This is a genomic window from Actinotalea sp. Marseille-Q4924 (assembly GCF_916618755.1).
GTDB lineage: Bacteria > Actinomycetota > Actinomycetes > Actinomycetales > Cellulomonadaceae > Actinotalea.
Window position 1 is genome coordinate 187,275 of the sequence record NZ_CAKAKB010000001.1, and the last position, 12,622, is coordinate 199,896.

The 12,622-nt window shown below is 74.5% G+C and carries 13 protein-coding genes and 1 pseudogene; 9 read left to right on the top strand and 5 right to left on the bottom strand.

Annotation, left to right across the window (positions count from 1 at the left end):
* Window positions 1-25 precede the first annotated feature (25 nt).
* Both LG379_RS00825 and LG379_RS00830 read right to left on the bottom strand, forming a co-directional pair.
* Window positions 26-616 carry a hypothetical protein gene (locus tag LG379_RS00825; RefSeq protein ID WP_225752704.1) on the bottom strand — a complete coding sequence of 197 codons (591 nt, stop codon included), beginning with the start codon at window positions 614-616 and terminating at the stop codon, window positions 26-28.
* 58 nt (window positions 617-674) lie between these two features.
* Entirely contained in the window at window positions 675-1,460 is a 786-nt protein-coding gene (locus LG379_RS00830) for a DUF4129 domain-containing protein (protein ID WP_225752705.1), read from the bottom strand.
* Between the two features lie 35 nt (window positions 1,461-1,495).
* Between LG379_RS00830 and LG379_RS00835 the strand changes: the two are divergent.
* Window positions 1,496-1,783 (top strand): annotated as a pseudogene (locus LG379_RS00835) (S8 family serine peptidase); the annotation flags it as partial.
* A 100-nt stretch (window positions 1,784-1,883) separates the two neighbouring features.
* Here LG379_RS00835 and LG379_RS00840 read toward each other — a convergent pair.
* Window positions 1,884-2,309 (bottom strand): NUDIX hydrolase, encoded by a 426-nt coding sequence (locus LG379_RS00840; RefSeq protein WP_225752706.1) that lies wholly within the window; start codon window positions 2,307-2,309, stop codon window positions 1,884-1,886.
* Window positions 2,310-2,412: 103 nt separating this feature from the next.
* Here LG379_RS00840 and purB point away from each other — a divergent pair, with 103 nt between their 5' ends.
* Window positions 2,413-3,930, top strand: coding sequence for an adenylosuccinate lyase (purB, locus tag LG379_RS00845; RefSeq protein WP_225752707.1), 1,518 nt, complete (start codon window positions 2,413-2,415; stop codon window positions 3,928-3,930).
* Between the two features lie 118 nt (window positions 3,931-4,048).
* Here the strand turns inward: purB and LG379_RS00850 are convergent, their stop codons facing one another.
* Window positions 4,049-5,038 carry a hypothetical protein gene (locus LG379_RS00850; protein ID WP_225752708.1) on the bottom strand — a complete coding sequence of 330 codons (990 nt, stop codon included), beginning with the start codon at window positions 5,036-5,038 and terminating at the stop codon, window positions 4,049-4,051.
* 325 nt (window positions 5,039-5,363) lie between these two features.
* Between LG379_RS00850 and LG379_RS00855 the strand changes: the two genes are divergently transcribed.
* From LG379_RS00855 to LG379_RS00885, 7 genes are all read left to right on the top strand, one after another.
* On the top strand, window positions 5,364-6,854 hold the full coding sequence (locus tag LG379_RS00855; protein ID WP_225752709.1) for a CoA-acylating methylmalonate-semialdehyde dehydrogenase: 1,491 nt from the start codon (window positions 5,364-5,366) through the stop codon (window positions 6,852-6,854).
* A 121-nt stretch (window positions 6,855-6,975) separates the two neighbouring features.
* Window positions 6,976-7,314: a hypothetical protein gene (locus LG379_RS00860; protein WP_225752710.1), complete on the top strand. Its 339-nt coding sequence runs from the start codon at window positions 6,976-6,978 to the stop codon at window positions 7,312-7,314.
* A 10-nt stretch (window positions 7,315-7,324) separates the two neighbouring features.
* Window positions 7,325-7,642, top strand: coding sequence for a pore-forming ESAT-6 family protein (locus tag LG379_RS00865; RefSeq protein WP_225752711.1), 318 nt, complete (start codon window positions 7,325-7,327; stop codon window positions 7,640-7,642).
* Between the two features lie 4 nt (window positions 7,643-7,646).
* On the top strand, window positions 7,647-8,012 hold the full coding sequence (locus tag LG379_RS00870; protein ID WP_225752712.1) for a DUF6507 family protein: 366 nt from the start codon (window positions 7,647-7,649) through the stop codon (window positions 8,010-8,012).
* On the top strand, window positions 8,009-10,465 hold the full coding sequence (locus tag LG379_RS00875) for a hypothetical protein (protein ID WP_225752713.1): 2,457 nt from the start codon (window positions 8,009-8,011) through the stop codon (window positions 10,463-10,465). Before LG379_RS00870 ends, LG379_RS00875 begins: the two co-directional genes overlap by 4 nt.
* Window positions 10,466-10,490: 25 nt before the next feature.
* Window positions 10,491-10,934 carry a hypothetical protein gene (locus tag LG379_RS00880; RefSeq protein ID WP_225752714.1) on the top strand — a complete coding sequence of 148 codons (444 nt, stop codon included), beginning with the start codon at window positions 10,491-10,493 and terminating at the stop codon, window positions 10,932-10,934.
* A gap of 112 nt (window positions 10,935-11,046) precedes the next feature.
* A complete protein-coding gene (locus tag LG379_RS00885) occupies window positions 11,047-11,961 on the top strand; it encodes a hypothetical protein (protein WP_225752715.1) in 915 nt (304 codons plus the stop codon).
* A gap of 3 nt (window positions 11,962-11,964) precedes the next feature.
* Here the strand turns inward: LG379_RS00885 and LG379_RS00890 are convergent, their stop codons facing one another.
* Window positions 11,965-12,492 carry an RDD family protein gene (locus LG379_RS00890; RefSeq protein WP_225752716.1) on the bottom strand — a complete coding sequence of 176 codons (528 nt, stop codon included), beginning with the start codon at window positions 12,490-12,492 and terminating at the stop codon, window positions 11,965-11,967.
* Between the last annotated feature and the right edge of the window lie 130 nt (window positions 12,493-12,622).

Consider the following 12,622-nt stretch of genomic DNA (forward strand, 5'->3'; position numbering starts at 1 on the left):
GTCCGCGACTCGGGGGTCGGTTCGGTCACGTCGTCGTCCTTCCGTCAGGGGATGTCGTCCCGGGCGGGACGCGTCCTGCAGGGGCGAGGCGCTCGATCGCCTCGACGCACTGCTCCACCTCGGCCAGCGTCGGCAGCCACCCTCCCGTGTCGGTGAGCACCGTCCACGCGGGCTCGCCGAGGAGCGCGCGGGCGTCGGCCACGGCCTGAGTGGCCGTGGCGTCGGCGTGGGCCGCCTCGTCCGGTGGGGAGCCGAGGACTCCCGGCGGCACGGTCACGCCCGCGCGGGCGAGGCGTCGTCGGGCGTCCGCGCGCAGCCGCCGGACCGCCGCCTCGGAGACCCGCCCGTCCCGTCCGACGAAGGACCACGTCAGGTGCGCCACGTCGCGTCGGCTCCCCTCGGTGTCCCGCGTCGAGCCGGGCGGGAAGGCGTGCTCGTCGCCCTTGTCGAGCATCCGGAGCGCGAGCGTGATCCCGACGGTGCCGACGGCGGCCGCGGCGGCGTCTCCCGGAGCCATCCGCATGACCAGGCAGACGACCAGGACGGCCGTGCCCGTCGTCAGGGGCAGCGCGAGGCGCTCGGCGACGCGCAACCGTGCGCGCCCGGCGCTGCTCATCGCTCGCCCCTCCGCCCCCGGCGCAGCGGCAGCCGGACCCGGTGCGCCTGCTCCCCGGTCATCCCGGTGGCTCCGCGTCGGGCGTGAACGCGGCGGCCAGGAGGTCGACCGCGCGGCGCGCGGCGGCGACGTCGTCGGCGGTGAGGTGCTCCTCCCCGAAGCGCGCACGGAGGTACAGGTCGAGCAGGGTGCGCGTCGCGTCTCGATCGGCTCGCGTCCGGTCCAGCACGGCGAGGGTGAACTCCGTCGGCGTGGACGCCGGGTCGCGCGGGAGCCCCGACGCCGCGGCCGCCTCCTCGAGCCGGACCCAGGCGGCGACGACCGCGTCGACGGGGCGCGCGGTCGAGCGCAGGTGTGCGGCGGCTGCCGCGACCCCCTCGCGGAGCGCGGCGACGTCGGGGGGCCGGACGTCGCGGCCGGGGGCGCCGGCTCCCGGCCGCTCGGGTGCCTCCTCGGTGCCGGGGTCCTCGGCGGCACGCAGGAAGCGGCGCACGAGGTGCAGGAGCAGCAGCGCGATGCCGAGCAGGGTCGCCGTGACGAGCAGCGGCCGCAGCCAGGGCACGTCCGGCGGTTCGGCCGGCTCGGCGGCGGGCTCCTGCACCACCTCGGCGGGCGGCTCGGTGGTCGGGATCACCGGGGGAGGCGCCTGCCGGTCGACGGTGACCTGACCGCCGTCGGCGAGCTGGGGGGACCAGGGCCCCGCCAGCGCGGACGCCAGCACCGCGACGCCGAGGAGGACGACGACGGCGAGCGCGCGCCACGGCGGGGCGCCGGAGCGCTCCAGGCGCGGCGACGTGCTGACGGCGGGTCCGCCGCCGGTCCACGCCCCCGGTGTCCCCTGCACCCCGCCATCATCCACGACGCGTCCGACACGGCTCCGTGCGCCGGCAGGCCCGGTCGGCTCGCCGTGCAGCGTCCGCGGCGATCACGGTCGGTGCGACGGCGAGCAGCGACGCCCGCGCGTCCTTCTCGAACCACGGCCGGTGCCTCGACCTCTTCGCGCCGGGGCAGGGCATCACGTCGGCGTGGCGGACGTCTCGCACCGCGACGAGCACGATCTCCGGCACGTCGATGGCCGCGCCCCACGTCGCGGGGGCCGCGGCGCTGGTCCTGCAGCGCAACCCCTCGGCGAGCACCGCGAGCGTGGCGGGCTCGATCGTCGGATCGGCGACGACGAACCCCGTCTCCGGTGCGGGCTACCTGAGCCCGCGCCGTCGTCGTGCCGGGACGGTGGTGGGTCCCCGCCCCGGCCCGCGACCGGTGCAGGTCATCGCGGCAGCGGTCCAGCCATCGCCAGCGCCCGGTCCACGAGCTCGACGCGCGGCACGTCGGCCAGCCCGGCGAGGGGGATCCACGCGGCCCGCTCCGTGCTCCCGTCGACCTCGTGCCGCAGCTCCCCGCCGACGACGTGCGCCCGGTACACCAGTCGGACCGCGTGCAGGTCCTCGCGCTCGCCGTCGAGGCGCCGCTCGGCCGGTACGAGGAGCGAGTCGACCCCGAGCAGCCCGTCGAGGGCGACGGTGTACCCGGTCTCCTCGAGCACCTCGCGCCGCGCGGCGTCCTCGGGCGCCTCGCCGTGGTCGAGACCGCCCCCGGGCAAGGTCCACCGCCGCCCCTCCCGGGCGGTCAGCTGCGCGAGCAGCAGACCTCCCTCGTGCACGACCACCGCGTACGCCCCGACCCGCGTCACCACGCGATCGACCCTAGGGCGGAGGCCGAGCCCGGGCGCGCCGACGGGACAGCCGCAGGACGGACGCGCCGCCGTCGGCCGCCGCCCTGGTGGGAGGATCGGCGGCATGTCGCAGAGCCAGCCCGACACCACGCCCGACTCCGCCGCCACCACCGACGCCGGCACCGGCGCCACGGGCGCTCCGACCGCCCGGGACGAGCGCGTGCACCTCGCCGACGTGACGCCGGCGATCGCCCTGGGGCCCCTCGACGGGCGCTACCGCGGTGCGGTGGCTCCCCTGGTCGACCACCTGTCCGAGGCGGCGCTCAACCGGGCGCGCGTGCACGTCGAGGTCGAGTGGCTCATCCACCTCACGTCGCACCACGTCGTGCCCGGCGCCCCGACGCTGTCCAGCGAGGAGCGCGAGTACCTGCGTGACGTCGTGCGGACGTTCGACGCCGAGTCGGTCGCGGAGCTCGCCGAGACCGAGCGGGTGACGGTCCACGACGTCAAGGCCGTCGAGTACTTCCTCAAGCGCCGCCTCGAGCTGGCGCCGGACCTGCTCGGCGAGGACACGGTCCTGCCGGACGTCACCGAGCTCGTGCACTTCGCGTGCACGAGCGAGGACGTCAACAACCTCTCCTACGCGCTCCTGGTCCAGGGCGCCGTGCGCGACGTGTGGCTGCCGGCGGCGCGCGGCGTCGTCGGCGACCTCGCGACCATGGCGCGCGAGCACGCGGGGGTGCCGATGCTCGCCCGCACGCACGGCCAGCCCGCGACGCCGACCACCCTCGGCAAGGAGCTCGCCGTCCTGGCGCACCGGCTGCAGCGGCAGGTGCGCCGGATCGAGGGTGCGGAGTACCTGGGCAAGATCAACGGGGCGACGGGGACGTACGGGGCGCACCTGGCGGCGGTGCCGGGCGCGGACTGGGTCGCGGTGTCGCGGACGTTCGTCGAGCACCTCGGGCTGACGTGGAACCCGCTGACCACGCAGATCGAGTCCCACGACTGGCAGGCCGAGCTCTACGCCGACGTCGCGCGGTTCAACCGGGTGCTGCACAACCTCGCCACGGACGTGTGGACGTACATCTCGCTCGGGTACTTCGCGCAGGTCCGCGGCCAGGGCACGGTCGGGTCCTCGACCATGCCGCACAAGGTCAACCCGATCCGGTTCGAGAACGCGGAGGCGAACCTCGAGATCTCCTGCGCGCTGCTCGACACCCTCGGGGCCACGCTGGTGACCTCCCGGCTGCAGCGCGACCTGACGGACTCCACGACGCAGCGGAACATCGGTCCCGCGTTCGGGCACTCCCTGCTCGCGATCGACAACGTGCGGCGCGGGCTCGCCGGGCTCGACGCCGACCCCGCAGCGATGCAGCGCGACCTCGACGCCAACTGGGAGGTGCTCGGCGAGGCCGTGCAGTCGGCGATGCGCGCGGCGGGCATCGCCGGGGTGCCCGGGATGGACCAGCCGTACGAGCGGCTCAAGGAGCTGACGCGCGGGCGCCGGATCACCGGCGAGGACCTCCGCGCGTTCGTCGCGGGCCTCGGCCTGCCCGACGACGTCGCGGCGCGCCTGTCGGCGATGACGCCCGCGACCTACACGGGCGCGGCCGAGGACCTGGTCCGCCACCTCGACGCCTGACCGCTCCCACCCCAACCCCCCTCACCTCCCCACCCCCTCACCTCCCGTCGCCCGTCGTCGAGTTAGTGGCTGCCACGCGAGATAGGGGGATCCAACCCGCTGACTCGCGTCGAACCCGCTATCTGGCGAGCCGAGGGCTCCGCCGGTGGAACCACGGCCGGGGGTCCAGGCCGGCGGTGGCACCGGGTGGGAGGACGCGCCGGAGACGCTCCAGGAGGAGGGCGTCGCTGCGGAGATCGCGACGGTCCAGTCGGAGGACGGTCCAGCCCTCTCCCCGCAACAGGTCCTCGCGCCTCTTCTCCGTCAGGAGCGCCTGGACGCCCTGGTCAGCCGTGTACTTCACCTGGCCGTCGTACTCGACGAGGGTGCGCCACTCGGGCCAGCCGAGGTCCGACCAGTAGTCACCTTCGGCCGTCCGGACGCGCACCTGGGTGAGCGGAGAAGGCAGGCCGAGCGCCAGGAGCGCGGCGCGGGCGAGGCTCTCACCGACGGACTCGGCCCCGTCGTCACCGAACGGCACCACGGCGCGGGCCAGCCGCACACCCCGCCGACGTGCCGCTCGCGCCACCTGGCCTGCCACCTCGTCCGGAGCCAGGCCCGCGCGGAGCCCTGCGTCGAGCACGACGAGCGCGGAGGCGCCGTCGTCGGCCGTCAGCAGGCAGTCGCGCACCGTGCGGGCGAGGCTCGTCACGGGGATACCGCCGATCTCGGTCCTGTCGTCGTCGGGGACCGTGCTGACGTGCCGGACGACGTCGTCCGCGTGGTCGTCGCACGGGGGCACGGTGCCGGTGGTGTGGACGGCGGTCGGGAGGGCGACCAGGCGCAGGCCCCACAGGAGCGCCGCGGAGCGGTGTGACACGACGCGATGCTCTGTGAGGTCCCGGCCGACGGCGACCGTCGCGGCGAGCGCCATCGCCCGCCGGCGTGCGTACGGCTCGTCCGGCACGGAGTCGGCGTCCACGAAGGCGCCTCGGCGGACGCGGTACCACTGCCCGGTGCGGACCATCGTCATCGGTGCCCCGGCAAGATGGGCGGAGCTGCGATGGATCCGCGGCAGCCGGTCCACGTCCAGGGGAGCGAGGGTGGGTGAGCCGGGGCGACGGGCCATGCGGAGACCCTCCCGGACCTGGGCGCCCGTCCGCGGGCGCAGCCGCCGACGCCTGTGGACGAGCCCTACGGCGGGGTGCCCCGGGGTGCCGTCGTCGGCACAGACAGGCACGCGAGTCAGCGGGTCACACGCGAGACAGCGGGTCCCAGCCCTCTAGCTCGCGGGCCACCCGCTCACTCGGCGGACGAGCATGGTGCGGGGTGGGGGCGGCGGGTCGAGAGGGCTCGCCGGGCCGTTCGGGGTCGTCGGTCGGCCAGCGTTTCGACCGGGATTGGCCAACGGATACCGTAGCCAGGACATCCAGGGACGTTTCATACTCGTCGCCATGGAGCGCATCTCCCACTGGATCAATGGCGACGAGTGGTCAGGGCCGGCCGGACGAACGGCGCCCGTGCACGACCCCGCGACGGGACGGCAGACGGCGGACGTCCTCCTCGCCGACGCCGGCGTCGTCGACGAGGCGGTGGCCTCGGCCGTCAAGGCCGCCGACGGCTGGCACCGCGCGTCCCTGACGCAGCGGACGCGCGTGCTCTTCTCCTTCCGCCAGATCCTCGACGCGCGCAAGGAGGAGCTGGCCGCGGTGATCACGGCCGAGCACGGGAAGGTGCTCTCCGACGCGGTCGGCGAGGTGACGCGCGGCCTCGAGGTGGTCGAGTTCGCGTGCGGCATCCCGCACCTGCTCAAGGGCGGGCACTCGGAGGGTGTCTCGACCGGGGTCGACGTGCACTCGGTCCGCCAGCCGCTCGGCGTCGTCGCCGTCATCTCGCCGTTCAACTTCCCGGCGATGGTGCCGCTGTGGTTCGTCCCGGTGGCCATCGGCGCGGGCAACGCCGTCGTCCTCAAGCCCTCGGAGAAGGACCCGTCCGCCGCGAACCTCATGGCGGCGTGGTGGAAGGAGGCGGGGCTGCCCGACGGCGTGCTGACCGTCCTGCACGGTGACAAGGAGGCGGTGGACGGGCTGCTCACGCACCCCGACGTCAAGGCGGTGTCGTTCGTGGGCTCCACGCCCATCGCGCGGTACGTGTACGAGACGGGCACGGCGCACGGCAAGCGCGTCCAGGCGCTCGGCGGCGCGAAGAACCACATGCTCGTGCTGCCGGACGCCGACCTCGACCTCGCCGCGGACGCCGCGGTGAACGCCGGCTTCGGCTCCGCGGGGGAGCGCTGCATGGCCATCTCCGCCCTCGTGGCGGTCGAGTCCGTCGCCGACGAGCTGGTCGCCAAGATCGCCGAGCGGATGGCCGGTCTGAGCACCGGCGACGGTCGCCGAGGCTGCGACATGGGCCCGCTCGTCACGGCCCAGCACCGCGACAAGGTGCGCGGCCACGTGGACGCGGGCGTGACCGAAGGCGCGGACCTCGTCGTCGACGGTCGCGACGTCGTGCCTGAGGGCGACGCGCACGGCTACTGGCTCGGCCCGACGCTGTTCGACCGCGTCACACCGGAGATGTCGATCTACCGCGAGGAGATCTTCGGACCGGTGCTGTCCGTCGTGCGCGTGCCCGGGTACGAGGAGGGCCTGCGCCTCATCAACGACAACCCGTACGGCAACGGCACGGCGATCTTCACGAACGACGGCGGCGCGGCGCGGCGCTTCGAGTACGAGGTCGAGGTCGGCATGGTGGGCATCAACGTCCCGATCCCCGTCCCGATGGCCTACTACTCGTTCGGCGGCTGGAAGAGCAGCCTCTTCGGCGACTCCCACGCCCACGGTGCCGAGGGCGTCCACTTCTTCACGCGCGGCAAGGTCGTGACCACGCGGTGGCTCGACCCGAGCCACGGCGGGATCAACCTGGGGTTTCCCACTCACGGGTGATCCTCGCGCGTTCATGCACAGGATCGGTGGAGAGCGGTAGGCATCCGGGCGGTTCTTTGCCAGGATGCGTCCCCGGGGGCGTCGTGGGGCACCCCCCGCTGAACCATCAAGGGGGTACCGCGTGAAGTTCGCCATGGGGTCCGACGTCCTGTCGACGCTGACCAAGAAGACGTCCTCCTCCAGCGAGGACCTGGGCGCGCTCGTGAAGGAGCTCGCGGCGGCGGCCGAGCCGCTGCAGGGGAAGTTCAACGGCGCGGGACGCGCGGCGTTCGACACGTTCAAGGGCGAGACGGACCGCATCGCGATCGAGCTCAACGGTGCGCTCAACGCGGTGCTCACCGGCATCTCCGGCATGGACCGCTCGTTCGTCGAGGGCGATGCGCAGATGGCGGACGAGACGCGGGCGAGCGAGGGCGCGTCCTCGTTCGACGCGGCCCGTTTCGGTTCGGCGAAGGGCTGAGGGGGCAGACATGGCAACGGGCAACAGCATCGACCGGCGCGACTTCGAGCTGGCGGCGTCGGCCGCGGCGCAGGACAACTTCAACGCGGTCGCCGCGCGCCTCGAGGCGCTGATCGACCAGCGCGACCGGGACGTGAAGTCGGCGATGGCCGACTACCTCGCGACGGGCGTGTCCGAGGAGTACGCGGCGAAGGAGGCCCGGTGGAACCGGGTCGCCGCGGAGGTCCGGACGATCATCCGGACGCTGCGCGGGTCGCTGGAGAAGAACGACGCGACGGCGCAGGACACGCTGCGGCGGGCGCAGGCGGCCGTCGACGCGATCGGCTGAGCCGGTGAGCGGGTGGCGGATCACCCCGCAGGGGGTGGAGGACGTCCTCAAGCGTGTGGGTGCCACGGCGGCGGTGCTGGACGCCGCCGTCGTGGGCCTGCCGGCGAAGGCGGAGCAGGCGGTCGCGGGGACGGGGCAGAACCCGATCATCGCGGACGCGCTCATCGGCTTCTTCGAGCACCACGCCACGACGCTGGAGTCCATCGGGAACCGGATCAACGCCTCCGTGACGGGGGCGGCCGCGGCGACGACCGCGTACGTGCAGGGGGACGAGCAGATGGCGGCTGAGCACCAGGCTGCGGCGGCGCAGGTCGCGGGGACGGGTCAGGTGCGCCCCAGGGGCGCCCGCGGCCCGGTGGTGGCGCAGTGACGGAGCAGTGCTATGCCTCGGGGATCAACCCGTCGGCGATCCCCGGTGACGAGCTCGACCCGGACGCGGTCCAGGCCGCTGCGCGCGCTCTGGCACGCGACGGCGCTGCGGTGCGCGACGCGGGCGCGGACGTGCTCGACGACTGGCGCGGGTTGTCGTTGCACTACGAGGCCCCGGAGGCGCCGCGCCTGTTCTCGGTCATGGACCCGGTGGAGACCAACGCCCGCCGGTTCGGTGACGACGTGGAGTCCGTGGCGGCTGCCCTGACGGCGTACGCAGAGGAGATCCGCCCCATCAAGGCGTCGCTCGCGGCGGTGCGGTCGGACGCGTGGGCGTTCCGGGGCGAGATCGCCTCGAACGCGGAGTGGGAGTACGACCAGGACCTGGTCGACCGGAACACCGCGCTGGTGGGCCGGGTGAACGGGCTCCAGGTGCAGCTGTGGGAGGCGGAACGGCGCTGCGCGAACGCGATCCGCTCGCTGTACGGGGCGCCGGCATGGCGGGCGGCGACCTCGGAGGGCGACGCGCGGGGGTACGGGGTCGGTGAGATCCCGACGGACGCGGCGATGCCCTGGGGCAGCGAGGTCCAGCGCAAGGACCACTGCCCCAAGTCCGCCGCGGTGGGTGTGAAGCGGTTCGTGTGGGACGGCGTGGTCGTCGACGGGCTGTGGGGCACGGTCACCGGCCTCGGGATGCTGGTGGGGATCGACGGGACCGGCTGGTCCTGGGAGACGATGAAGACGTCCTGGGTCGGCATGGGCTCCCTCATCGGGTATGCCGGCGGGGAGTGGTCCTGGGGCAACGCGGGCGATGCCTGGACGGCGCTCGGCAAGGGCCTCATCGCGTACGACACGTGGGACGAGGACCCGGCGCGGGCGGCGGGCGGCGCGGTGTTCAACATCGCGACGATCTTCGTCCCGGCCGGTGCGGCGGTCTCCGGGACCAAGACTGCGGGCACCGCGGCCGGCACGGCCGGCCGGACCGCGACGCTGCTGGCCCGCGGCGCGCGCGTCGTGGACTTCGTCGACCCGGTCGCCCTGGGACTGATGGGCGGGCGCGCCGCACTGCCGAAGATCGGCGACATGCTCGCCGACATGCGGGTGGTGACCCAGGGGCTGGGCGACTCGCTGCGCGTCCCGGACGTTCCCGTGGTCCCCGCGGTGCGAGCCGACCTGGACGTCCCGGTCGCCGTCCTGGACGACGCCGTCACGGCACTGGACGACCTCGACGGGCTGGGCGGGGACCTGCCGCCGGTGCGGGACCCGGACGTCGCCGAGCCCGTCCGCGCCGAGCCGGCCACGGTGCCGGCACCCCAGCCGGAGCCGGCTTTCGTCGGCGGCTCGGCAGCCGACGCGCCGGGCGGGCTGGGCCAGGGCGCGGACAGCCTGCACCAGCCGCCGACCACGAGCCCCTCCACGACCGGCGGGGGCGCACCCGCCGGTGGTTCCGTGGTCACCGACCCGACGCCCGGAGCACCCTCCTCGGGTGGTGCGACGCCGGGGACGACGGCGCCCGGCGGGACCGGCTGGCCGGAGACGCCGTCCTCGGGCGGCGGTGGCGGCACGCCGACGGGCACCGGCTGGCCCGGCGGAGCGAGCCCCGGAGCGGGCGCGGACGACCTCCTCGGTGGACCTGGCACCACGGACACCCCGGACGTGCCCGGAGGCGGGACGGTGGCCGACCCCGTCGGGGGTCAGCCGGGTGACGCGCCGGCCTCCGACGTCCCCGCGCGCGAGTACGGGCTGGCCGACGGCTCGGAGCACCGCGTCGCGTTCGCGCCCGAGCAGCTGGACACCAGCCACACGGCGGCCCGCACGATCGACGCGATGCTCGCCGACCCCGACCTGTTCGCGCGTCACGGGATCGAGCCGTGGACGCGGGCGGAGCTCGTCGAGGTCGTCATGACGTCGGTCCGCGACCTGAGCCCGGCGCAGATCGGCGCGCTGCGGGAGATCGCCGACGCCCTCCCGCCGCCGACGGCCGGTGACGTGGTCCAGAAGGTCCTGACGCCGGAGCAGGTCCGCCTCATGCTCGACCCCTCCACGGCCTCCACGGAACGAGCGCTGAGCCTGGGCGGCTCCATCACGCGTGTCGAGGACACCGCCGCGCTGACGACGGTCCGGCAGCTGCAGGAGGGACTGCGCCTCGACTACGACGACGTCACGTTCCTGCCGCACGACGAGTCGGTCTACCTGGTCCGCACGCGCGCGACCGGGGACCACGCCGTGGTGTCGCGCTTCTCGGAGATGGGTGGGACCGGGGCGACCGACGCCTGGCACGACCCGTACACGGGGAACGGGTTCCTCAAGTCGGACGCGTTGATCCCGGAGTACCGGATCGAGAACCCTGTCCTCATGGACTCGGGCACCGAGATGTGGGAGGTCCTCGCCGACGGCACCCAGCGGCTCGTCGCCGTCATCCGGGACGACGCCGGATGGGTGAGGGTGTCGTGACCTCCGTGGACATGGCCCGGTCCGCATGACGCCCGAGCTGTCACCGGCGGCGCTCCCGCCGTCGGGGTGGTTCGCCGTCGTGGACGGGACCGAGTACCGCGCTCGCTTCGGGACGGACCACGAGCACGGGTACCTCCTGCAGATGGACCGCGCCGACTGGGAGGTCTTCCGGTCCGCGGCCGAGATCCGTCGCAGCCCGGCGGAGGCCCGGAACCTGTGGGTGAAGGTCGCACCCGACGCTGTCGAGAGGTACTTCTCCCGTCGTCTGGCGGCCACGTGGTTCGGCGAGCCGGTCCGCTTCGAGGTGATCGACCCCGACACGGTGCGGGTCCACTACGACCGCGACCCCCGTCTCGCCCAGCTCATGGGGATGCAGGGGAGTCAGCACGAGGGCTTCACCGCCGACGTCCCCTTCACCGAGCTGGCGGACGTCCGGGTGATCGAGTCGGACGAGCCCGTCCGGAGCTGAGCCGGTCCTCCCTCCTGCCCTCAGGGACGCGCGAGAGCGCAGCGGGGCCGGTGCCGCAGTCGGGCAGGATGGGCGCCGCTCGCACGACCGACCAGACGCAGGGGGAGCCGCCGTGACCACGACCATGCAGAAGGCCGTGACGCCGCAGATGTCCCGGGCCTACGTCGAGGGCGGGTACGACCGCGTCGCCGGCTTCGTCGTGCGAGCGGCCGACGTCGCCTTCGCCACGTCACCCTCGCAGCTGTTCGAGGCGCACGCCCTGGGCTTCCCGGGATCGCCCCACCGACCCGACGCGCCGCACGTGGACGTGCTGCGGTTCCCCGCCACCCCGCAGCTGCGCTTCGAGGATGCCGTCGGCGGCACGGACACGGAGACGCGGGCGAGGACGGGCGGGCCGTTCGTCGACCGGCCGCCGTTCACGGGTCTGGGCTTCGTCGCCGTCCGCGACGCGGTCGTCCCCCTGTCCTGGGTGGTGCACTCGCGGGTCCCGGCCGGGTCGCAGCTCGTCCGCATCGGCGCCGACGGGCGCGAGACCACGCTGGCGACGTACGTCGACGTCGGCCACGGGTGGCGGTCCGACGTCGTGCCGGTCACCCCACCCGGACCGCGGGTGTCCCGCTTCGTCGGGCCCATGGCGCAGTGGCACGGCACCTACCTCAGCGCCGACCCGCTCGAGGACGGGGTCGTCGTCGTCGCCGAGGCCACCCCGCCGGACGAGCCCGGGTTCGAGCAGACGCCCGCCGGGCGGTGGCGTCGGGTGGTACCGGCGGCAGAGGTGACCGAGCTGTTCGAGCTCATGGTCACCGCCCGCTGGAACGGCCTGCCGGTCCGTGTGGTCGACCAGTGGACAGCGCCGGAGGGCGAGGCCGCCTCCCGGGTCAGCTACACCGGCCACGACGCCGACCTCGCCGAGGGCCTGCGTCTGGAGAAGGTCGATGCGGCGGTCTACGAGGCGACGGTGCCGACCGCGGCCCTGCAGGACGTGACCCCGACCCAGCTGGTCCCCGCGGCGTGGGCGCGCGGCTGACCCTCAGCGCTCGCGCACGACGACGGTGCTGCTCACCTTGTCCGCGAAGGTCTGGGTGAGCCGGTCCCACAGCGGCCAGAGGAAGCCGAGCGGCCCGGGCCAGTCGAGCACGTGGGCGATCTCGCGGCCGATCGTCCGACCTGTCCCCGGCACGACCCCGGTCCGCTGGTCCGCGAGGCGCAGGCCGAGCACGCGCTTGCCCACCGACCGGCCGGTCCGTCCCTGCAGCACCCACCGGTTGGCGATCCACAGCGCGACCTGCACCGCGAGCGCGGCGAGGACCGCCCAGTCACCGGCCGTCGTCGTCATGATCGACGGCTCGCCGAAGACGTCCACGCCCCGCTCGGCGGTGAGGTAGGCGAAGGGTCCGGCCACCAGCCACGGCGCCAGCGCCACGAGCACGTCGACGAGGTGGGCGCCCACGCGCTGCAGCCAGGTGGCGAGCACGCCGCGGCGCACCCTCGGCGCCGGCTCGCTGCCCGGCGCCGGGTACGGCGAGGTGCCGGCGAAGGGTGGTGGGGCGCTGCTCATGGTCCTCCCCCGGGGAACGCTGACGTCCGTCGCGGCGGCGACGGCCGAAAGTATGGCAGCCGTCGGACGGGCGCCCGCCGTCGCCGTGGCGCGGCGCGGCTAGGATCCCGGGGCAGTGGCAGCACGCCGA

Bases quoted from the DNA above. Each gene is read 5' to 3' on its own strand.
- LG379_RS00825 (WP_225752704.1), bottom strand. From the start codon at position 616: ATGAGCAGCGCCGGGCGCGCACGGTTGCGCGTCGCCGAGCGCCTCGCG.
- purB (WP_225752707.1), top strand. From the start codon at position 2,413: ATGTCGCAGAGCCAGCCCGACACCACGCCCGACTCCGCCGCCACCACC.
- LG379_RS00850 (WP_225752708.1), bottom strand. From the start codon at position 5,038: ATGGCCCGTCGCCCCGGCTCACCCACCCTCGCTCCCCTGGACGTGGAC.
- LG379_RS00855 (WP_225752709.1), top strand. From the start codon at position 5,364: ATGGAGCGCATCTCCCACTGGATCAATGGCGACGAGTGGTCAGGGCCG.
- LG379_RS00865 (WP_225752711.1), top strand. From the start codon at position 7,325: ATGGCAACGGGCAACAGCATCGACCGGCGCGACTTCGAGCTGGCGGCG.
- LG379_RS00880 (WP_225752714.1), top strand. From the start codon at position 10,491: ATGACGCCCGAGCTGTCACCGGCGGCGCTCCCGCCGTCGGGGTGGTTC.
- LG379_RS00890 (WP_225752716.1), bottom strand. From the start codon at position 12,492: ATGAGCAGCGCCCCACCACCCTTCGCCGGCACCTCGCCGTACCCGGCG.